General features: G+C 42.2%; 13 protein-coding genes, 3 tRNA genes and 2 pseudogenes. 10 read left to right on the forward strand and 8 right to left on the reverse strand.

From position 1 onward, the window contains the following. Positions 1 to 50: 50 nt before the first annotated feature. The 3 genes from DZ860_RS19130 to DZ860_RS19140 all read left to right on the forward strand — a co-directional run bounded on the left by DZ860_RS19130 (position 51) and on the right by DZ860_RS19140 (position 343). A tRNA-Leu gene (locus tag DZ860_RS19130) sits at positions 51 to 137 on the forward strand. A gap of 29 nt (positions 138 to 166) precedes the next feature. Next, positions 167 to 240 (forward strand) — tRNA-Cys (locus DZ860_RS19135). A 27-nt stretch (positions 241 to 267) separates the two neighbouring features. Beyond that, positions 268 to 343 (forward strand) — tRNA-Gly (locus DZ860_RS19140). 92 nt (positions 344 to 435) lie between these two features. Here the strand turns inward: DZ860_RS19140 and DZ860_RS19145 are convergent. Beyond that, positions 436 to 873 (reverse strand): DUF4174 domain-containing protein, encoded by a 438-nt coding sequence (locus tag DZ860_RS19145; protein ID WP_120034345.1) that lies wholly within the window; start codon positions 871 to 873, stop codon positions 436 to 438. 166 nt (positions 874 to 1,039) lie between these two features. Between DZ860_RS19145 and DZ860_RS19150 the strand changes: the two genes are divergently transcribed. Continuing rightward, positions 1,040 to 1,432 (forward strand): nitrous oxide-stimulated promoter family protein, encoded by a 393-nt coding sequence (locus DZ860_RS19150; protein ID WP_243641890.1) that lies wholly within the window; start codon positions 1,040 to 1,042, stop codon positions 1,430 to 1,432. Between the two features lie 2 nt (positions 1,433 to 1,434). On the opposite strand, the gene DZ860_RS19155 is transcribed toward DZ860_RS19150, so the two are convergent. The 3 genes from DZ860_RS19155 to DZ860_RS19165 all read right to left on the reverse strand — a co-directional run bounded on the left by DZ860_RS19155 (position 1,435) and on the right by DZ860_RS19165 (position 5,097). Beyond that, positions 1,435 to 2,055 carry a Crp/Fnr family transcriptional regulator gene (locus DZ860_RS19155; protein WP_120034347.1) on the reverse strand — a complete coding sequence of 207 codons (621 nt, stop codon included), beginning with the start codon at positions 2,053 to 2,055 and terminating at the stop codon, positions 1,435 to 1,437. Positions 2,056 to 2,188: 133 nt separating this feature from the next. After that, complete coding sequence (locus tag DZ860_RS19160; RefSeq protein WP_120034349.1) at positions 2,189 to 3,394, reverse strand: two-component system response regulator; 1,206 nt, start codon at positions 3,392 to 3,394, stop codon at positions 2,189 to 2,191. Continuing rightward, positions 3,394 to 5,097 carry a response regulator gene (locus tag DZ860_RS19165; RefSeq protein ID WP_165862933.1) on the reverse strand — a complete coding sequence of 568 codons (1,704 nt, stop codon included), beginning with the start codon at positions 5,095 to 5,097 and terminating at the stop codon, positions 3,394 to 3,396. The genes DZ860_RS19160 and DZ860_RS19165 overlap by 1 nt, the downstream gene beginning before the upstream one ends. A gap of 111 nt (positions 5,098 to 5,208) precedes the next feature. Between DZ860_RS19165 and DZ860_RS19170 the strand changes: the two genes are divergently transcribed. Continuing rightward, positions 5,209 to 8,847: an ATP-binding protein gene (locus DZ860_RS19170; RefSeq protein ID WP_120034353.1), complete on the forward strand. Its 3,639-nt coding sequence runs from the start codon at positions 5,209 to 5,211 to the stop codon at positions 8,845 to 8,847. Between the two features lie 462 nt (positions 8,848 to 9,309). Here DZ860_RS19170 and DZ860_RS19175 read toward each other — a convergent pair whose 3' ends face one another. Both DZ860_RS19175 and trxC read right to left on the reverse strand, forming a co-directional pair. After that, the gene (locus tag DZ860_RS19175; RefSeq protein ID WP_120034355.1) at positions 9,310 to 10,470 is read right to left on the reverse strand and encodes an MFS transporter; all 1,161 of its coding nucleotides are present in this window, start codon (positions 10,468 to 10,470) and stop codon (positions 9,310 to 9,312) included. Positions 10,471 to 10,668: 198 nt separating this feature from the next. Beyond that, complete coding sequence (gene trxC, locus DZ860_RS19180) at positions 10,669 to 11,103, reverse strand: thioredoxin TrxC (RefSeq protein ID WP_120034357.1); 435 nt, start codon at positions 11,101 to 11,103, stop codon at positions 10,669 to 10,671. Positions 11,104 to 11,432: 329 nt separating this feature from the next. Here trxC and DZ860_RS19185 point away from each other — a divergent pair, with 329 nt between their 5' ends. From DZ860_RS19185 to DZ860_RS19200, 5 genes and pseudogenes are all read left to right on the forward strand, one after another. Continuing rightward, the gene (locus DZ860_RS19185; RefSeq protein WP_120034359.1) at positions 11,433 to 12,527 is read left to right on the forward strand and encodes a ketoacyl-ACP synthase III; all 1,095 of its coding nucleotides are present in this window, start codon (positions 11,433 to 11,435) and stop codon (positions 12,525 to 12,527) included. Positions 12,528 to 12,648: 121 nt separating this feature from the next. Beyond that, entirely contained in the window at positions 12,649 to 13,794 is a 1,146-nt protein-coding gene (locus DZ860_RS19190) for an exonuclease SbcCD subunit D (protein ID WP_120034361.1), read from the forward strand. Further along, a pseudogene (locus DZ860_RS25250) lies at positions 13,791 to 14,171 on the forward strand (AAA family ATPase); the annotation flags it as partial. The gene DZ860_RS19190 and the pseudogene DZ860_RS25250, both read left to right, overlap by 4 nt. A gap of 2,016 nt (positions 14,172 to 16,187) precedes the next feature. Then, positions 16,188 to 16,832 (forward strand): annotated as a pseudogene (locus DZ860_RS24975) (SbcC/MukB-like Walker B domain-containing protein); the annotation flags it as partial. 197 nt (positions 16,833 to 17,029) lie between these two features. Next, positions 17,030 to 19,081 (forward strand): hybrid sensor histidine kinase/response regulator, encoded by a 2,052-nt coding sequence (locus DZ860_RS19200; protein WP_120034365.1) that lies wholly within the window; start codon positions 17,030 to 17,032, stop codon positions 19,079 to 19,081. Between the two features lie 347 nt (positions 19,082 to 19,428). On the opposite strand, the gene DZ860_RS19205 is transcribed toward DZ860_RS19200, so the two are convergent. Together DZ860_RS19205 and clcA are read right to left on the reverse strand one after the other, a co-directional pair. Then, on the reverse strand, positions 19,429 to 20,409 hold the full coding sequence (locus DZ860_RS19205; RefSeq protein WP_120034366.1) for a TDT family transporter: 981 nt from the start codon (positions 20,407 to 20,409) through the stop codon (positions 19,429 to 19,431). 209 nt (positions 20,410 to 20,618) lie between these two features. Next, positions 20,619 to 22,019, reverse strand: coding sequence for a H(+)/Cl(-) exchange transporter ClcA (gene clcA / locus DZ860_RS19210; protein ID WP_120034368.1), 1,401 nt, complete (start codon positions 22,017 to 22,019; stop codon positions 20,619 to 20,621). Between the last annotated feature and the right edge of the window lie 47 nt (positions 22,020 to 22,066).

Here is a 22,066-nt window from a genome sequence, read left to right on the forward strand (position 1 = left end):
CCCAAGGCAAAAGCCAAAAGGAACGGTGGTGTCTTCATCGCAATTGCGTTGCCCTGGTGGTGGAATTGGTAGACACAAGGGATTTAAAATCCCTCGGCGTTCGCGCTGTGCCGGTTCAAGTCCGGCCCGGGGCACCATCAATTGAATARAAAATGAAACACAAAAAGGCGCCTTGGCAGAGTGGCTATGCAGCGGATTGCAAATCCGTGGACCTCGGTTCGACTCCGGGAGGCGCCTCCATTCTCTTCTTAAGAAGATTGAATGTCTGCGACACTAGCTCAGTTGGTAGAGCGCAACCTTGCCAAGGTTGAGGTCATCGGTTCGAACCCGATGTGTCGCTCCAAATTTTAAGCCCCTGGTTGGGGCTTTTCGCATTTTTACCCATCTAGCTTTTTCATCGTTATAAATGTACATAAAGAATGCTAAGTTACCGTGTTAGGTTGAACATGGATCTGCTCTGCCTTGGGTCTCATCGTGACGGTTTTGGGTTTTATCTATGGTTTGTTTGATTTTTTCCCAGTTTGCTTTTTTGAACCAACGAAGTTTTTCAGCTCCATCTTTCCCGACTAGAATTGCAGTATGACTTCCTTCTTTAATGCCATAAAGAAGATACATCGCTTTTAAATCAAACTCATGTTTTACCCATGCAGGTATAGTATAACCGTCTTCAGTGATGACAAGGGTGATGACATCGCGGTCCATCATTTCACAGTCGTTCTTGAGAGTCTCGAGCAGAAATTGCTTTACATGTTCATCTATCGTTGGTGCAAAATAAATAACACTTCTATGAGCCCAGGGTGAGTCATTTGACGGATAGCTATAAGCAGGAAAGGAGGTTGCGAATAATAAACTGATGATCAAAAATAACTTCATAATGGCCCCTCCAAATGATCAATCTTCTATACGATAATTGTAGTGGCAAGAGTTAAAAAAATCGGTGCTTGAGTTATTTTAGTTATGCATGTGCATTTCTGTAGTTAATCGAGTATCGAAAAGTATGCTTTCGATGTAACACATCGGGCCAGTGATAGGAACAAATATGATGAATGCTCAAAGTGATCTGTTAACGGGCAAATTAGAGGCTGAGTTTCGTACGTTAGCGGCAATGATAGGCATTTATTGCCGCGCGCATCATCAGCAAGGTTCGTTGTGTGAAGAGTGCAAGGCGTTACTCGACTATGCAGAGATGCGTTTAGACAGATGTCCGTATGGGCAGCAAAAGCCGACATGCAATCGTTGCCCGATTCATTGTTATAAGCCTGAGCCTAAAGCTCGGATGAAAGAGATTATGCGTTATTCTGGACCAAGAATGCTGTTGCCTCATCCTATATTGGCAATTCGACACTTAATTCATGAGCGCAGGGAAATAGTAGCCGTGCCTGAAACGAATCAGTCGAGTCGTCATCTACGCAAGACTAATCGGTCGCAATAAAACTAACCTATCTCAATAGTCGTATTGAGCACATTTAGACGAATTCGTAATTTCTCAATATCAATAAGGTGAATCGAACCACGTTCAATACTGATTTCATTACAGAGCTCCAACATCTTTAATGTTTCATTAAGCCGTGGTCTCGAGATACCAGTGATGGTGCTTAGTTGCTTTTGTGAAGCATTGACCTTGGTATAGCTTCCCTGCACCTGTTTGGTTAAACGTGCTATTTCAAGTAGGCTGAAAACGACACGTGTGTGTCTATCATGCAAAGAGGTCACTTGTGCAAGTAACCATTGTTGTTGAGTCTTTACTGTGGCGTGGTAAAGCCATTTGTAAATCATCGGATCTTGCTTGGCTAAAATGTCGATTTTATCCTTTGGAAAACAGATCGCTTCGACGGGTTCAAGCTCTTCGATGGTTGCATGTATAGATAAAGGTTGGTGGATCATGAGACTTCCCAGCCAAGAACCTTCACCAAAAATGCCTGAATTCATGGTATTGGCGCTATCGCAACCAAATGCAATGCAAGCGATACCTTTTTTGATGTACATAACGCTAACCGCTTTTTTTTTGCTGTTAGAGCTATCTTGCAACGGGTTAATACGAATAGCACAGTTCAATAGAGCCTCTTTAGTATGATCTGCTAGATCGCAAGGCCAGGTAATTTGTTGATGAAAGCTGTTCAATTCGTATTTCTGCGTTGTTTTATATTAACCTTATTTTATAACTTAGCCCGTCTTTGAATCAATGATATCAGTCAAAAGCTTTAGCCGGTTTTGAACAAAAAGCCTGCATACAGGTCTTCAGAAATTGATCCGCAGGCATGGGTTTATTGAAGTAGTAACCTTGCAAGCTATTACATCCTAATTTTGCCAGCATTTTAGCTTGTAGCTGGGTTTCAATTCCCTCTGCGACTAGTTTTAAATTAAGGCTTTTACCTAATCCAATAATGCACTGTAATGCCGCGAAATGTTTTTGGCTGTTAGACATGCGCTCAATAAATAAGCGGTCAATTTTTAGTTCACTAAAAGGACTATTAATTAATTGGCTGATAGAGGAATAACCAGTCCCAAAATCATCAATGGAAAGACTGACACCACGCATTCGAAGACGACTAGTATTATCAAGCGAGCGTGCGAGATCTTCTGTAATTTCAACTTCCGTGACTTCTAGCGTGAGTTTGTTCGCGGGAAAGCGCGCTTCTTCAAGAGTTTGCAATACTTTATCGGCAAAATCATCTTGTTCGATGTCTGATGGTGAAATGTTGATCGAAACAGAAATAGGTGCCCCTGCTTGGTGCCATTTTACGGCTTCTTCAATACTATAGCGCAACATTTTACAGCTCAACGCATAACTTAAGCCTTGAGAAATTACGATGGGGAGAAACTTGTCAGGAGTGATTAACCCTAGTTCTGGATGACGCCATCGAACGAGAGCTTCCGCACCTAATAATGCACCAGTACGAGCACAATAGTGCCCTTGGAAAAAGGGTTCGAACTCATCATGTAAGAGCGCTTGGCGAACTTGATCTGGGTTTACTTCAATATTTTCTTTAGGTGCTTGTTGAATTTTGAGCTGGCTTTGTTCCCACTGGTGGATAACCTGTGCTAACGCTTCTTTACTGACTGGTTTGCTAATACGAGTGATGGGCTCAAAACCGTAGGAGTGAGACATATCAATAACAGCAGCTTGTACGTCGTTAGTTACGCTACTAGTGATGACCAATAATGGGCGGTGTTGTGTTTTTGCAATGTGACGAATAAATTCTACGCCATCCATATCCGGCATGTACAAGTCGCAGAATATAATATCAGGTGTGATGGTTTTCAGGATCTCTACAGCTTGCTTACCATTATTCGCAACATGGATACCAGCTGTAACGAGTGTACTTAATAACTTATGTAAGATAGTGGCATGAAAATGGTCATCTTCGATGATTAGGACGTTTTTTAACTGCATTAATTCACCGCCATTGTCTCTGTGATCTGAAGATCTGAGTGTTGAAGTTGTTGTGCCAAGTTATTGCAAGCCGAAACATATATCTTTGATTGAATATATCGAGTGTTACGTAGTTGTTCTTTACAGAATAAGGCTAGACGAAGTACTTGGGTGCTATTCCAGCCATGAGGCCATGCCTGAGTCAGAACCTGTAATGTAATCAAACAAATTTGTGAGTCAAAAACGTTGTTTGCAACGGCCTTGCTTACTAACTGTGCCGCTTTTTGATACTCTTTTTCATCAAAATACGCTTTGGCTTTTTCTTTCACCCGCTTAGTGTGACTGTATGTCGTTTCTATCTTATTTCTAAACTGCTTAAAGTAGTTATAGCGAGCGTACGCAGCTAAGGTATCTGTCTCATTTCTTAGTCTTTGAACTACCTGAGCGTTAGCTTGTTTATAGCGTACAATGTCATGAGTGCAGAATGCCGCTTTCGCAAATTCAATTGATTCATATAAATCAATCTCCCGTTCGGAGTTTTCTTGGCAAAGCATCAAATACTCTTTGAAATACTCACGACTCTTATGAAAATCATTTTTTAAGTGATGAATACGACAAAATAGTAGTAACTCAATTCCTTTGTATTCATCTCGAGTAAATTTTCGTCGCCAATGTTCGACAGATTTTGAAATGGACATTAGATAGCTCTCTCTGGTTTCCTCCAGAGAAAATTGTGCCAAATCAGTAGTGAGCGCGGCGGCGAGCATATAAGGCGTCGGCGTATCTCTGAATGAGTGTTTAACCTCTGAAATGAGTCCCTTGCAAGCGGCTAATGCACTTTCTAATTCAAACGACGCGATACAATAGTCGATTTGCTTGTGATGACGAGAAATCACCTTTGGCGAAATCTTCAATGCGATTTCAATCTCTTGAATCGCTTTGCTGTATTGATGTTGAGCGGCATAGATATCACCACAACATTCGGTCGCTTGAGCCGCTTTAAATGGATCCGTTTTGACCGCTGACGCGAATTTCAGTGCTTGGGTAAAGTTTCGCTGCTGGTACTCAATTTGAGCCAACATAAGAAAAACCGTTGATTTTTCGCCTGAATCTTTCAAGTTATTTAAAATCAGGCGTGCTTCATCGAGCTGTTCGGTCGCTATTAAACATTGTGCTTTGAGAATTTGTGAACGGACGATGATATCTTCACTGCGAAAAAAAGCTTCATCAATACTCTTGATTGCCGCTTCATACTGATGATCACCCATTAACTTGAGTGTTTCTTTAAGGGCTCGCTTTTTACTTGAAAACTGAGGGAGTCGTTGACGTAAAGTGGCGTAATTTAGTGGCTTAAGTAAATAACCATCGGGTTGAAGTTCCATAAAACCGCGAACAACTTCGGGTGTTGAATCTCCAGTCACAATGATTTTGATACAGTCGGGCCCAAGTAGACCGCGAGTGTCTAGCTCATCGATTAATTGGAATCCGTTGGCTTTCATGCCGAGGTTATAGTCAAAAAAGACCATGGAATATTGGGTGTTGGAACACTTGATTAGCGCTTCGCGAGCATCTTGGGCAAAGTCGATTGCATTCGCAGAATAGCCAAGTTTAAGGAGCATACCTTTTGCGGCAGTACGGTACATAGGACTATCGTCGATGATTAAAATCATGCGTTGTGATTCAGAGTGTTCGGTGTGCATCCAACAATTAATATAGAGACTCAAGAGGGCGCCATTATTTTCCATTTTTATATCGAAGTCTGTTCCCTAAAGAACAGAAACCCGACTCTTGGAACCATATACTGAGCTCCTTATTATCTTTAGGGTTTTTCGTCCGTGCAAGCGATCGGTGTGCGTCAAATTGTTGTGAAATTTCTGGTTGTTTTTGGTGTATTTTTAGTTGCATTTTCTAGTGTGGCGCACGCGAGTTCTAAAACGGCTGTGATTGGCATTCCGGTAAGTGGTGTCGGTCAAAATCAATACCCTGATAATGACAGTATGAATCGTTTCGAACTATTTTTGGAACGTTACTGGGAAGTTTGGGCTGAACGCTATGGCTATGAAGTCACCGTTGTGCGTGCCCCTTATGAACGTTTGCTTCAGCAGTTGAAAGAGGGCAAGATTGATGCAATGTCAATTGGGGCCACATCCGCGAATAAACCTAATTATTTGTATAGTATTCCTATTGCCTACCTTGGTGCAGTACTTTACGAGCGAATAGGCGAACCTGTGAGTGGCTTGAAAGTAGCGCTCGACATTCCTACGCTTCTGTTTCCCAATAATTATAACTATGCTCAGAATTCAGCGTTTCACAATAGTAACCTTGAGGGATTGCTCGATGCTGCTTCATCGGTGAATTATATTTATTCATGGAACGAAGAAGCTTTAGAGCGACGTCTAAAAGAACTTAATCTTGATAGTCACTTTGCGATAGAAAAGCAGCCTCAAGGGATTCCACTGCGAGTGATGACAAATATCGATAAACGAGACTTAATGTTCGATATCAATCGAGGTATTCGTACGATTTCTCGTGTGTTGATAGAAGACATTTGGCGCGATGTGAATCAAGATTTTGATAACTCTATTGAGCTCGCTATTGGTCAGTATTACCGACGAATGTCTGAAGCCAATGAATGGTTATTGGTTGAAAAACCGATCATGACATACGCTTATATTGAACGTGGAGAAGAACCCTATTTTATCAGTGATGGATTTGAGTTGGAGGGATATACCATTGATGTGCTTAATCGCATATCAAGACGACTCGGAATTACTTTTGTCGGTGAACCGTATCGCTCATATCAAGAAGCATTAGATGCAGTTAAAAGCCATGATGTCGATATATTCCCAGGCGTTTTTCGTACCGAATCCCGCGCAATTGATTTAGAGTTTACTCGCGATATTGATCAAACCGCAATTGCTGTGATCAGCTCTAAAGATTATACCTCTATTTCTCAATTATCAGGTTTGCGTATCGCACTGGTGCGTGGTCTGCATGAAAATGAAATTGTAGCGAATATTGTTCCTCAAAGTGCCTTAGTCTATTTAGATACAGCAGAAGCTGCAATTCAGGCGGTGGTGGATGGTCGCGCCGATGCATTCGTGGGTAAATTACTAAACAGTATTTATCTAGTTGATAAAAATAATCTTTTTGGCTTGCAGGTGAATATTGCCCAAGACGTAAAAGAAGAGTTGTGGCCACGTATTGCCCTAAGCAAACGCGAATCTCAATGGAAAGATTTCCTTAATTTGGGGATTCATGTTATCGGGGATAATTTTCAGCAAGAAATTGGGCAAAAGTGGCGTCGTGAAGTTGAGCAGAAGTATGAAGAACATCGACGTCAACGTATGTACCAAGAAGTTTTGTTTGTTGTTATCGGTTTTGTCTTCGTTAGTTTAATTGTTTTATTTTTCTATCGACGCCAGCTTAAAAATCGCATGAAAGTACAACAGACCCTGGAACTCGCGTTGCAAGAGGCTGAAGAAGCGAGGTGTAGAGCAGAAGAACTCGCACTGGCAAAATCAGGCTTTTTGGCCAGAATGAGTCATGAAATCCGAACGCCAATGAATGGGATTTTGGGGATGGCAGAAGCAATGTCATTTACCAAGCTTGATAGAGAGCAAGAAGATTTGCTGTACACCCTGAATGGGTCTGCACGAAATTTAATGGCATTACTCAATGACGTTCTTGATTTCTCTAAGATGGATGCGGGTAAATTAACCTTAGAAAAGATCTCTTGTGATCTTGGAACCATATTAAATGGAGTCTCTGGTAACTTCAAACATAAGGCGATAACTAAAGGTTTGTCGCTAAATACTCGCTTGGATTCCAACTTAGTTGCGAATTACTATTGTGATTCAACGCGTTTGATGCAGGTCTTAAATAATTTGATCTCTAATTCGATCAAATTTACGGAACAAGGTTATGTCGAAGTAACCATCCAGCTTATTGCCGAGAATTACAAAGAAGAACATTTTGGTAACGGCTACGATTTACTCTGCTTCCAAGTACGAGATACCGGTATCGGAATAGCTAAAGATAAACTGGAAACGTTGTTTGATCCGTTTGTACAGGCTGATGGTGATATTACACGCCGATTTGGCGGTACCGGATTAGGCCTGAGTATCTGTAAAGAAATCATCGATGAAATGGGTGGTGAAATCAAAGTAAGTTCAGTACTTGGACATGGTAGTTTGTTTAATCTACTTTTACCCGTTGAACGAGTTCAGTTTGAACATGAGATTGAATCTGTCTCGCTGCATATCCCTCAATCCTTTACTTCGAGCGACTTAAGTACACTTAGAGTTTTATTTGCGGAAGATAATGAAGTTAACCGCAAAGTAATAGGGGGGCAGTTACGCCGATTAGGCGTACAGTTTGATAGTGCAGAAAACGGGGCGGTTGCATATCAGAAGTATCAGCAAAATCAGAATTATGATGTCGTACTGTCTGATTGCCATATGCCAGAGATGGATGGTTTCACTTTAGCGAAATTGATTTCTGAAGAGCGCCAAGATAGTCGACCATATTTGATAGCGATAACAGCCGATGCTTTGAGTGGTGCGGCTAAACGTTGTTTAAGTTCGGGGTTTGATGATTATATTTCCAAGCCTTGCCCACTTGACGTACTTGAAGCTAAGTTGCACGGTGTGGTTGCGATATCTACTCAACCCACAGAGAATGGTTTAGATTTAACAAATAACCCATTAATTCAGGATGATTTACGCTGGTTAGAAGACTTTGAATCAGAATGTGATAAAACGGATAGCCACAATAATGACTGCGATACCACCGTTGAGTGGATTATTGGTGGAGAGAAAGTCATTGATGGTGGGGCGGGTTTTGAACAGGAAAATGTTGAAAGCGCCAACTTTGACAGTATTGATTTTAATGTTTCTGCTCGCTCTAATCAGACTATCTCTGATGCTGATATTACTTGGCTCACTGAATTCGAACCGTCATTACAACTAAGCGAACTAAATGTAAGCAGCGAACATAACTATAGTAATAATCATGAAAGCCACAGTGATGAAGCTTCGATGGTACTAAGTCGGCTACTTGATGAGTTAGAATCCTTGCCGATAGAAAAAATTGAATCAGAATTTGAACAACTTGTTTTGCCAACTTATACACCGTTTGAAGATACATCGGTATTAGCAATGAGTGGTGATGATATTGGTATTGTTCAGGATATATTAGAGACCTTTTTAGCGAATTATCAGCGCGATATTGTTCAACTGGAATCAGAATTGAATTCAGATGGATTGGTTGGTCTTAAAGATGTTGCTCATAGAGTGAAAGGAAGCGCCTTGTACTTAGGTAATGACGCGATTTCGACGGTAGCTAAAGATCTAGAATATGCATGTGCGGCCAATGATCCTCGCTGGTCACAAGAAAGAGTGGCCTACTTGACAGAAAACATTATTGTAATGGCAGGAGAAATTGAAACGTATTGTAGATCGATTACTCAATAGTGAGTCGTGACCTTTATTCGCTTTAGTAAATTGCCTAAATGACGTTGGTGAGTTAACTCGTCAATGATATTGAACCCAAGATAAGCCAGTCGCATTAAGTGACTGGTTTTTTTTATGTTTTGAAAACATGCTTAGTGTAAACATAGTCAGTATAAACGTGCTGGTTACCAATATGGTTGCACATAAGTTGCTACCGCGTCACATCGAAGCGGATCACTAAGCGCCTCTGTAACTGTTTTTTAAGTGTTTTTTGAAGAACGTAGTTGAGTCATAACCATTCAAAATTGGCTATTCGCTTTAGAGCAATAAACATTATTACCATGAGGAGTCACATCAATACCAGTATGAGTTATGAGGTCTGTGTTACGAGGTCGCTTGATGGGGCTTATCGATGTCCATGAACGAAAAAGCCAGTCAAGAAAAGAATTGACTGGCTTTCAATAAGCTATTTGTAGCTGACGATTATTCGCCAGCCATCGCTTGATGTTTGCCTTTAACACTAGCAAGTAGCATATAAATGCATGTAGCTAGTAGCATAACGAATAGGTAACCCATTAAGCCTTGCTCATTGAGCATAAACCAGTCTGCTAGCACTGGGCCAAATACAGAGCCGATACTGTAGCTAAATAGCATAACTTGAGTTGCCGAAACGATGTAGTTAGCTTCAATTTTGTCGCAGCCTAGGTTGATGGCCACTGGGTAAAGCGCGAATACCGACATACCGAGTAAGAATAGGCCTGTACCAAGAGCATAAATGCCACCAACGGTTGCTGTCAGAGCAATTGCAGCAACACCAAGCATACAATACAAAGCCATTAGGAATGTACGCCCAAAATATTTGCTCATCCAAGGAACGAGAGGTTGTACAGCCATTCCGCCAAGAATTACTAATGCCATTAGACTACCTAGGTCATTGGTAGAGATACCACGGTGAGTTAACTCCAAAGGCATTAAACCGTAAATGGCACCTAGAGTTAGACCCGATACAATACAACCAATGATCGCAGCATGACTCAACTTAGTAATTTGCTTGAAAGATAGCGACTCGCTGTGCTCACTTTCAGGCTGATCAGTGCGACCGAACATTAAAACAATCACCGCCATGATTAGCAGAGCCAAGATTGCAATAAATGGGACTTGGCCTGTAATACCTAAAAAGCCGATACCAAGTTGTCCAAGTGATGTGCCACCGTACAATGATCCCATGTAAAGACCAAGGCGTTTTGCACGTGCACTTTCATCACCATGTAGCAACCATGATTCAACAATGACAAATACACCTGCTACAGCTAGACCCGCAACAAAGCGTGCCGATAACCAAGCCGCAGCCGACGTGAAAATAGGTAGTGAGACGATAGTGGCGATCAATGCGACTAAACAAGCAATAAACGCGTTGCGGTGGCCGACATGTTTTACTAATGGTTCAACGCCAATTGCGCCAAGTAATAGACCACCATAAAAAACACTCGCTAACCAGCTAGCTAGTGAACTATCTAAGCCATAATGGGGCAACATAAGGGGAATCAGACTCATTAAATAGCCTGAAGAAATCGCGTAAAGAGTCAGTGCAATCACTGGCACTGAGATACGAGCAGCTGGGGCTGGAGTTAGAGTGTTTTCCACGATTATGCGCCTTAAGAAAAGAAGATTTTTTGGTCACTATTTGCGCGCACTATGAGCAAAAAAAAGCCTTGCGTACAGTAAAAACTTTTACTCTTTTCGATAAAAATTGTTAATCATAAAAAGACATGTATTTATATACAAAAAAGCTGTGATTTCATGCGAAATTCACAGCTTTTAGTTATGGTTTTAGAGGTTGGCTTATTTTGCCAGTGCTTCGTTTAGCCATTGGTCAAACTGGCCTTTTGGCAATGCACCATTTATTACATCGACCTTTTTGCCATCTTTGAACACCATGATGGTTGGAATGCTTCTAATCTGATGTTGTGAAGCAAGAATTTGTTGTGCTTCTGTGTCTATTTTTACAAATCGTACGTTTTTAGAACGTTCACGAGCAACCTCATTAAATATCGGGGCAAAGCCAACGCATGGGCTACACCACGGAGCCCAGAAATCAACCACTACGGGTTGCTGACTTGACAAGATAGCGCTGAAATTAGCAGGGGTGCCCTCGATGGGGGCTCCATCTAATAATGGCGCTTGGCATTTACCACAAGTTGGGCTTTCAGAAACGCGTTCATTTGGCACTCGGTTAAGCCCTGAGCAAGAAGGACAACGAGTATTGAAGGTAGTCATAACTTTCTCTCTTATTTTTATACTGGTGATGACGTCATACATCATCGATACATCAAGTAGCTTCGATATATAAAGTAGCTTAGGTATAAAGTCACTAGAGATGCTTGGTTCCTTGAGCATGGTTGTTGGTCTACATAATGTTGTTGATAACACTTTTAAACCTATCGCTCTCATCCTCGAATTCAGCACCTTGAAGTCACTTGGGTATAGTTATACTCTTGGAGAATAAGACAAACAATACCCTCGTGAGTTAAACACCAACCTGTTGATTTAAAACTATCGAATGGTTCGCTTCCGCAACACTGAGGGAATAGAAAATAAGGTGCGAAATGGAACACTACTACGCTGAAATAACCGGTTGGGGTAAATGTTTACCACCAGCAATCCTTTCCAATAATGATTTAAGCACGTTTATTGAAACATCGGATGAATGGATTAAAAGTCGAACGGGTATCGAAAACCGTCGTATTAGCCACGTAAATACCTCTGATATGGCAACAGTTGCCGCACAACATGCATTAGCTTGTGCTGGTATCACGGCTGATGAAGTGGATATCATCATCGTAGCGACGTGTTCTCCTGATTCACTCATCCCTAATATTTCATCAAAAGTATCACAAAACCTTGGCATTAAATCAGCGGCGGCATTTGATTTAAATGCGGCTTGCACTGGTTTTGTTTATGGTTTGGAAACCGCCACTCGTCTAATTCAAGCTGGTAACTATCGTAATGCGATTGTGGTGGGTGCGGAACGTTTGTCATTTTTCATTGATTGGACAAAACGCGACACAGCTGTGTTATTTGGCGATGGAGCAGGGGCTGTTGTAGTGAGCCGCACTGATAAAGCGGTTGGACTGCAAAAAGCCCAATTGGGGTGTGACTCTGCTGGGCGTGATATTTTGGCTGTTCCTAAGTTTGGTACCTCGATGGATCGCTTTGCTGTGGACAATGGGTACTGGGATTTTAACTTTGTAGGCAAAGAGATCTTTAAGCGCGCAGTTAAAGGCATGGGCGCAGCCGCGCAGAATGTATTATCCCGCAGCGGATTATCAACGGATGACATTGATGTGGTGATTCCGCATCAAGCTAACATTCGCATTATCCAAACGTTATGTGATCTTTCTGGTATTAGCCAAGAGAAAGCATTTGTGAATATTCATCAATACGGTAATACATCAGCCGCTACGGTACCTATCGCGCTTTGTGAAGCACTAGAGCAAGGATTTATCAAGCCGGGTGATAACGTGTTACTCGCGGCATTTGGCGCAGGATTAACTTGGGGTGCTGGCCATATTCGTTGGGGTGAGCGCGTCACCCCGATAGCGACGTCGGATGCTGCGCTACCAGCAAACGACCAATCCGCTTTGCAGTTATTGCAATATGCGATTGAGCATTGTCAGTCACGAGTAAATGCAGAGCAGTAACCGTTGAAAATCGTTTCATCAAGCTGATTTAGCACAGAGTATTCGCTATTACGCCAGTAGTGAGCGATAACAGAGAATGTTATGATAGCGCCCTATATTCATCATTATATGTAGGGCGTTAATGAAGTTCCTCCACACCTCAGATTGGCACCTTGGCCGTCAGTTTCACAATGTTTCGTTACTTGAAGATCAACGCGCTGTTTTAGAACAGATCATTGCTTATCTTCAAGAAAATACCATCGACGCATTAGTGATCGCTGGAGACATTTATGATCGTTCGGTACCACCAACAGCCGCGATTGATTTGATGAACGAATTTGTTAGCCGTGTTTGCGGTGAACTCCATGTCCCTATTATTTTAATTTCTGGCAATCATGATGGTGCCCAGCGGCTAGGATTTGGTTCAGAGCAGATGAAACCGTCAGGGCTGCATATCTTGACGAGTTTTAACGCCATGCTAAGCCCTGTCATAATTCAGAGTGATATCGGTGAAGTTGCATTTTATGGAATGCCTTATAACGACCCAGAACAAGTCCGCCATCACTATCAGGTTGCGGTTTCCTCTCATGATGAGGCTCACCAATATTTGGCTGAGCAAATCGAACAAACTTTTGATTCAAATAGAAACAACGTATTAATCAGTCACTGCTTTGTGGATGGGGCGATGGAGTCTGACTCAGAACGTCCTCTATCGATTGGAGGATCAGATCGAGTTAATCACGAACACTTTGCAGGTTTTGATTATGTGGCGTTGGGTCACTTGCATCAGCCGCAGAAAAAAGGGCAAGAATACATCCGATATTCAGGTTCTTTGATGAAATACAGCTTCTCAGAGCAGCATCAAAAGAAAGGTATGACGTTGGTGGAACTGGATCAACAAGGTTTTTGCAGTGCCACCCATATTGATTTAAAAGCTCCCCATGAAATGCGAATTGTGGAGGGCCTATTAGAAGATGTGATTGCTAATGGAAAAGTGGATCCAAATAACCACGATTACGTACTGGTACGTTTATTGGATAAACACGCTATCTTAGACCCGATGGAAAAACTTCGCCATGCTTACCCCAATGTGCTTCATCTTGAAAAACCAGGGATGCTGATCGGCGTGGATCAAGAAATGGGTAAAGCGCGTCTAGCGCGAGGGGAGTTGGATATGTTCAAAGACTTTTTCTTGGAAGCAAAGCAAGAGCCTTTGACCACAGAACAAGAAGAGGCGATGAGCCGCATCATAAATCAACTGACCCATCGTGATGAGGCGGACGCATGAAACCTATAAAACTGACAGTACAAGCATTTGGGCCATTTTCTGGCTACCAAGAGATTGATTTTACAAAGTTAGGCACAGCGCCGTTATTTTTGATTAATGGTCCGACTGGATCAGGAAAAAGCTCGATACTTGATGCGATCTGCTTTGCATTGTACGGCGAAACCACGGGCAGCGAGAGAACCGGCGATCAGATGCGCTGCGATCATGCTCAAGCAGATTGTTTAACGGAAGTTAGCTTTGAGTTCTCATTAGGGGATAAGCATTACAAGGTTGTACGCTCGCCGGACCAACAAGTGCCGAAGAAGCGTGGCGATGGCACAACTAAAAAAAACCATTCGGCAGTGTTGTATCAACTTCAAGGCGAACAAGAAGCCTTACTGGCTAATAAACCGACTTCGGTTGCTAAAGAAGTTGTGAATCTGATTGGTTTAGACGTAAAACAATTTCGTCAAGTGATGGTGTTACCACAAGGAAAATTTCGTGAACTGTTGATTGCGAATTCAAAAGAGCGTGAGCAAATTTTTGGTCAGCTGTTCCAGACGCATATTTACGTTGCCATTGAGCGGGCACTGTTTGAACAAGCTGCGGGTATCCGTAAATCCAAAGATGAGTTTGATAATCAGATTAAAGGTGCTTTGGATGTAGCAAATGTGGCATCAGAAGAGGCGCTTAACGAACAGTTACAGGTTCTTGCGCCACAACTTAATGTTGCCAGTGATGTTCAGAAGAGTGCGCAAAATGCGCTAGAAATTGCACAAACAGCACTGAAAACGGCGAATGAACTAAATATTAAGTTTGACCGCCGCAATGCGTTACAAGGTCAATTGAACCAACATTTATCGACTCAAGAAGAAATTGAGCATTTAAAACAGCAACGCGCATTGGGACAAAGAGCGGATTCTCTTAATCTACCATACAGAGAATGGCAGCAAGCGTGCAGTGATGAAAAGCAAGCTCAGCAAACGTTAGTTGAACAGCAGAGTAAGCGTGAGCAGGCAAAGCAGAATCTAGATACTCAGCAAAAGCTAACTAACCAAGCAACACAAGCCGCTCGAGAAATACCGACCATGACACAATCGGTATTTCAGCTCGTGGAAGTTGAAAAGCATTTGCATGCAAGAGATGAACATCAAACACAACTTAATGCAGCGATGTTGCAAGTTACGCAAATTCAACAAGCGATTAGTGGGCTGGTTGAGCAACAACAAACGTTATCGCTGGAGATAGAAAATAAGCACAATGAATTTCAGTCGGCAAATGAACGCTGTTTAGAGCTTCCTCTTAAACAACAATGGGTCACCCAGCTAGAACAAAAAATTCGTATTCATCATGAAATTGATCAGACACAAACAGCGGCTCAGCAATTTAAGTTGATAGAACAAGACGCTGAGCGTGATATGCAGTTAGCCAAAGACAAAGTGGTTACGGCAAAGCATCACGCTGACGAATTAGAATTTCATTGGCATAGTTCGCAAGCTGCGTTATTGGCAAAAACGCTACAGCATGGTGAAGCGTGCCCAGTGTGCGGTAGTCACGATCATCCAGCTCCGGCGCTATTTAATGGTCAAGAGGTCAGTAAAGAACAGGTTGATCACGCACGACAACAGCAACAGCAATGTGTGACAAAGCAAGATTACGTTCAAGCTCAGTGGCAAAAAGCACAAACCGATGTGGTAAAAGTCGAACAAGCCTTGTTAGGCTGGCAAGCGCAACTGGGAGATGACACTCGATCGTTAGTCGAGCTTCAGAGTGAGCTCACCACATTACAAACAGAGATCACGCAGTTAAACGCGCTTAAACCAGAACACTTGCACCAACAGCTGCAAGCACGTCAGCAAGAGTTCGAGCGATTAAAGCCTCAGCAAGTCAGTTTAGAAGCTCAGCTTTCTCAAGCTCAGCAAAGTGCTGCAAATATGTCAGGGGCATTAAATAGTCTGCTTTCGAATATTCCGCCTCAGTATCAACAAATTAGCCAAGTAAAAGCTGAAAAGCAGTTACTCGAGCAGCGTATAGCTCAATTACAGCAAGCAGAACAACAAGCTATAGGTGCACTTGATCAGGCTAAATCAAACTATACGATGGCGGAATCGAGTGTTGCCAACGCACATGAACGAGGCGAAGTGACCCATCAACGAACCTTAAAGAGCCATATTCAGTGGGAACAAGCTCGATCTGAAAGTGCATTTGAAGATGATTTAGCATTTCTTGCTGCTAAAACAACACGGGAACAGCTCTTAGAGTGGGAACAGGCGATAAATCAGTTCAATGAACGCACATCGAGCTTGAATGGTGTATTGGAAGCTCTCAATGAAGAGCTGAGAGGGTTAGCAGTATTAAACACCGATGAGTTACAGCTTGCGGTGACGACTCAAACACAAGGGTATCAGAATGCGCTATCAGAGCTGACCCAGTTACAATCACAAGTCGATAATTTGTTTAAAGTGCAGCAAAGACTGAACGATCTCTATAAGCGCAATGAAAAGCTAGAACAAGAATATCAAGTGATTGGAACCTTGAGTGATATTGCTAATGGACGTACTGGCGTTAAAGTGAGCTTGCACCGCTTCGTACTAGGTGTGCTGCTTGATGACGTACTGATTCAGGCATCGCAACGTTTGCGAGTAATGAGCAAAGGCCGTTATGAATTGCGCCGTAAAGAGGATCGTGCAAAAGGTAATGCGGGATCTGGTCTAGATTTGATGGTTGAAGATGGCTATTCTGGCAAACTTCGCGACGTGGCGACATTATCTGGCGGCGAGTCATTTATGGCTGCTTTAGCTTTAGCGTTAGGCGTTTCTGATGTGGTGCAGTCATACAGTGGTGGTATTCGTTTAGATACGCTATTTATTGACGAGGGGTTTGGTAGCCTTGATCCTGAATCATTAGATTTAGCAATTCAAACTCTAATTGATTTGCAGCAAGGCGGGCGAACCATTGGCTTGATCTCCCATGTGAGTGAACTGAAAGAGCAGATGTCGTTACGTCTCGACGTTGAGGCGAGCCGTAATGGTAGTAAAATTCGGGTCATTTGCCCGTAATCGGATGTTGATGCCTCGATTTTAACCAATACACTTAAAATCAATCACCTATATCCAAATAACTTCAATAGAACGGGTATAAACGTGCCCTCAATCATTAAATGAGTGGATTGAAATTGCCTCCAACCTATTTAATTGATTAAACTATAAATACTTCAAGCCCTGCATAATGCAGGGCTTTGTCATTGAGCTGAGTCATGGACGCAATACGCAAAGTTTATCAATATGCAGAACCAAATCTTTCACTCGTGGGATGGATGGGATTACTGGGTTACCCAACATATTATTATGTGTGGCATGTTATCTTTCCTCAGCCCTATGAGAACCTAGGTTTAAGAGTTCTGTGTGCTTTATTGTTTGGTTGCCTTGTTTTTCGTCATGTATTGCCAAGTGGGATTCAGCGACATATGCCTCTCTACTATTGCGCAACCTTGAGCTTCTGCTTACCGTTTTTCTTTGCATTTATGATGTTTAAAAACGATTGGTCGACGACATGGGTAATGTCGTTTTTAGCATCGATTTTTCTTCACGTTTTACTCTGCTATCGAACCTATTTAATGTTGCTTCAATCAGCTGTCGGTGTAACGTACGCATTTTTCATTGCGTATAATGACGACCTTGCGTTAGGGGTAACTCAGGTTGTGTGGCCTTACTTATCTATCTTTTTGTTTACTTATGTATTTGGCAACCTGTTTTTCTTTCGAAGCCACGTTGAACACGAGGGACAAGTCTCGATTGCTAAATCGTTCGGCGCAGGAATTGCTCATGAAATGCGAAATCCGCTCAGCGCTCTTAAGGCATCGATAGATGCGATTGATTCATTATTACCACAGCGCCACTCGGAAGTGAGTGGCTACCAACTAAGTCAACACAACCTCCATTTAGTTCGTGAAGTCTTGAATGATGCCAATGATGTTATTCGTAGCGGGACAGATACGATAGATCTGTTATTGACATCAATCGATGAAAATCGCATGACAAATGCGACTTATAAGCGACATTCAATGCGTACAGTTGTCGAAAAAGCATTGACGAGTTTTCCGTATACACATCCACAAGATAGATTAGATGTTCATATCGATTTTGACGAGAATTTTGACTTTTTCGGTAGCAATACCTTACTTAGATACACCTTATATAATTTATTAAAGAATGCATTTTACTATCGAAAAGGAGATTCTTTCTCGATACATATCCAGTTAAAAAATGGTGAAACTCATAATCAATTGATTTTACTCGATAATGGTGCAGGCATCGAACCTAAGATTAAAGAGCGTATTTTTGATGATTTCTATTCTTCAAAAAGAAATGGCGGCCACGGTTTAGGGCTACCATTCTGTCAAAAGGTAATGCTGGCTCTGGGGGGGAGTATCACTTGTGATTCTGAGTGGGGAAATTGGACTGAGTTTACTTTGACTTTCCCAAAATATGGTTCGAAGTCGGTCGCTAATATCAAACAAGATATGATGAAGTCGAAAAGTGTCCTCTACGTTGGAGCAGAACGATCAGTATTGAGATCCTTAATAGAATCTTCGTTCTATCAAGGTTTTCGATTGAGCAATATAGGGCTTAATGAACTAGCGCACCGTGATGAACATGACTTCGAATTCAGTCTGATTTTGATCGATTATAATGCGGCTATGAGCTCTATTGATGGCTTAAGAGTTTTAGAGCAGAAACTTAGCCGAGTAAAAGCCCGCCTAGTTTTCGTTTACAATGAAAAGCAAAGTTATGATACGCGTTCAGATATCCAATTGTGCGTATATTTAGTGACAAATCAACGTCTGCTTGAAGATACCAGTAAAGTTATTGATGAATTGTTTTTTGATCTTCCTTTACATAGTACAAAAGCGTGTCAGCGTAATAAATCGCATAATGAAAAACGCGTACTCTTAGCGGACGACAATCATTCGTTCCGTGTTTATACCGCACTGATCCTTGAGCAACATGGTTTAGAAGTGCTCCAAGCTGAAAATGGTGGACAGGCTCTAGAATTATTGAATGAGGAAAGAGTTGATTTGGTCATCCTTGACGTCGAAATGCCAATCAAAACGGGTATCGACGTTGCGTTAACACTGCGAGCCAATGAGGGTATTAATTCAAAAGTACCGATACTGGGCTACACCGCTGATTCAAGCGCTGATCAAGCTAAAGCAATCCTAGGCAGCGGTATGAACGATCATCTGATCAAGCCGGCTGATGTAGATAAGTTATTTGAAAAAATCTCCCAATGGATCGAAGTGAAATAGTGATATGTTGCTAGTTGAGCGGGATATGGGTAAGTAGAAGTTTTGTGCACGCTATGTGGTCACCAAAAGGTTAATCATTCCCAAGGTGACCATTTATATACCCAAGTGACTTCAAAATTCAAAATTCAGGATTCAGAGCGTTGTCATTGAACTATTTCCAAGTCGTTTGACGCTGCTATTTATTGGAATAAGAAAGCTGAAGCACTGACACGCTCCCGAAAGGCGAGTTGCCTTGGCTCGCACACTTCGTTAACGATTTCGCTGAACCAAGCACCTTGAGGTTACTTGGGTATAGTGTCTTTGAAATCTAATTTCGTCGAACTAAGCCAGCAGTATTAAATTGAGCACTAAACGATAGGTGTTTGCTTTCGATTAAAAAACTGTGGGAAATACATGCGTAAATAACCTATAGATACCCATGCAACGAGAATCGTCGCGATAGAAAGTTCGAAAAGCCCAAATCGATGTAACCAATGCCAGTGTGGGTGGTATTGTTCAAAAAAAGAGGTCAGTCGATGCATCGCAATGGCGCTGATAACCGATGGAAAGGTAACAGCCGCAATTGATGGCTGAAACTTAAGGCGCATAAGACGGAAATAGCATAGGTAAATAAATAACGTCATAGTGATCGCAATTCCCGCCAATGCACCAGTCAAAATAGGATCTGGTTGTGAAAAGTTCACCAAATAGGTCGCAAGTGTTAGGTTGATTGGTGCAGCCATGATCGCAAGAGTCGGCCTTGCTCTACGTGGTAAAGATCCAAAAAAGACCAAGCGATAGAGCACCAGTGGCAACATGAAAAAATAGATAGTGACACACACATTAACCAAGGTTTCAGAAAAGACAGTATGGCCAAATTGAGTTCCAGCCAATGAGCTGCTAATTAGCCCTACCGGATATAAGAACCAGCTCGGTACAATGTGCGACATCTTAAAGTTCTTCAATTGGAAAATGAAAAACAGCGTCATCATTGTTAGGTGTAAACCAAGTGATGCGAACCAAAGTGGGTAGGCAATTAGCGGTGATATAACCGCAAGGTAATCACATAAAATGAGCAGAGCCATACTCATTGGAGCCATAAGGCTACCGCTTAAAGGATGGCGAATATCATTTAAAAAAGTATCAACATTCGTGAAGTACTTGATTAAGACAGGCAGCAGTAGTGCAGCGCCAAGAGCGGCCAAATATGGACGGATGGCAATTCCGATTTCAGGAATGTAGAGTGCCCAAGCGTGTCCCAATCCAATAATACCCAATGCCAGTGCTGCTTGGGATGGTGGAACACCTTGAAATTGTATTAACCGCCGCCAGTTCACGAACCGCTCCATCTTATGGTTATCCCGACTACTTACAGTTGAAGTTATGTAGGGCGCGGTTATTGACGCCAATCACCGATTCTATTTAGGCTCATGGAGATTCATTCGCTTGCCTCATACCTGCAACGACAGATTACTCGGGCTAATAGAGTTTTAACTCTAAAAATAGTAATCAATATGAGGCGCGAATCATAACAACTCAAATGCATGAGTGGCAATGGTCATTTCCCCTCCAACGGTAGGTCTTCTTGTCGAAGTTTCTCATTTTTTAAGGTTCTATGAAGTAACTGGCTATAAATTGGCTGACCGCCAAAAATTTGTGCAAAGATCACAGCACCTAAGCTAGTAATGATTAATGGCAAAATAAGGTAGTAGTTATTTGTCATCTCAATGACCAGTAGAATACCGGTAATAGGGGCTCTTACTGTCGCAGCAAAAAGTGCCCCCATACCGGCTATTGCAAACATACCTGGATCAATGCCTACTTCAGGAAAAAATCCTTGAGCGATAAGGCCAAAGGCGTAACCAAATAGGGTACCAAGGGCAAGCATTGGAGCAAAAATACCACCAGGTGCACCCGAGCCAAAACAGATTAAGGTTGTGGCAATACGAGCTAAGAAAAGCAATAGTAAGAGGCCAGCCCCATAACCACCATTAGTGATATTGGGAATTAGTGCAATACCACCACCAGTAATTTCAGGCATATAAAGCAACATCAAACCAAAGCAACCACCAATCATAGAGCCAGTTAATAGATAACGCTTACGGTCATTTCGATGTACTCGAGCGAAGAAATCTTGAGCAATAGTCACCAAACGGTTGAAAATCACACCAAAAACGCCAAATAAGATCCCTAATAGTAAAAACATCCATAGAGATTCAAGAGGTGGCGATTGATATTGCGGCATCGTAATGACAGCGCTCTGACCATTGATCATTCGAAATACAATATTTGAAGCGACCGCTGCAATGATAACTGCGCGTATAGAAATCAGAGAATAGCGAAATTGAGGACGCATCTCCTCGACGACAAACATGATACCAGCGAGAGGGGCGTTAAAAGCAGCGGCAAGACCAGCTGCGGCACCCGACGCTAATAGTGAATGACGGGTGTCATCATTTTTGACGCGAAAAATATCTGTAATCATACGACCGATAGCGCCACCCATTTGTACTGTAGGGCCCTCGCGGCCGAGCACCATACCGGCACCAAGAGTACCTAAACCACCAAAGAATTTAACTGGGATAACGCGCCACCAACGAACAGGGCGAATACCATCCATTGCCCCCTCGATTTCAGGAATACCAGAACCGGCTGCTTCAGGTGCGAATCGATGAACTAAGTAATAACCGATAAACGCAAGAATTGCGCTGCTTAAGAATGCAGCAAGCCAAAGCGGTAGCACACTACCAATTTCACTTTTTAACCAAACTGTTCGAGTCTCTGAAACAAAATGAACAGCATGCTCAAAATAGGTACCGATTAAGCCAGCTAAAACACCGACAACAAGTGCCATCAGCATCACTGAAATCGGGGTTTTGTCCTTTGAGAGAAATTGGTTGATAGCATCTTTAGGAACTCGGGCGGTGAAAGAATGCATTATTTTCTCTGTTCTGGACATTAGAGTGGGTACCTTTTCATGAGGAATCAATCGAATATATAAATTAT

The sequence above is a fragment of the Vibrio sinensis genome (assembly GCF_003605645.1).
Taxonomy (GTDB): Bacteria; Pseudomonadota; Gammaproteobacteria; order Enterobacterales; family Vibrionaceae; genus Vibrio; species Vibrio sinensis.

Bases quoted from the DNA above. Each gene is read 5' to 3' on its own strand.
- DZ860_RS19145 (WP_120034345.1), bottom strand. From the start codon at position 873: ATGAAGTTATTTTTGATCATCAGTTTATTATTCGCAACCTCCTTTCCT.
- DZ860_RS19150 (WP_243641890.1), top strand. From the start codon at position 1,040: ATGATGAATGCTCAAAGTGATCTGTTAACGGGCAAATTAGAGGCTGAG.
- DZ860_RS19160 (WP_120034349.1), bottom strand. From the start codon at position 3,394: ATGCAGTTAAAAAACGTCCTAATCATCGAAGATGACCATTTTCATGCC.
- trxC (WP_120034357.1), bottom strand. From the start codon at position 11,103: ATGACTACCTTCAATACTCGTTGTCCTTCTTGCTCAGGGCTTAACCGA.
- DZ860_RS19185 (WP_120034359.1), top strand. From the start codon at position 11,433: ATGGAACACTACTACGCTGAAATAACCGGTTGGGGTAAATGTTTACCA.
- DZ860_RS19190 (WP_120034361.1), top strand. From the start codon at position 12,649: ATGAAGTTCCTCCACACCTCAGATTGGCACCTTGGCCGTCAGTTTCAC.
- DZ860_RS19200 (WP_120034365.1), top strand. From the start codon at position 17,030: ATGGACGCAATACGCAAAGTTTATCAATATGCAGAACCAAATCTTTCA.
- DZ860_RS19205 (WP_120034366.1), bottom strand. From the start codon at position 20,409: ATGGAGCGGTTCGTGAACTGGCGGCGGTTAATACAATTTCAAGGTGTT.
- clcA (WP_120034368.1), bottom strand. From the start codon at position 22,019: ATGTCCAGAACAGAGAAAATAATGCATTCTTTCACCGCCCGAGTTCCT.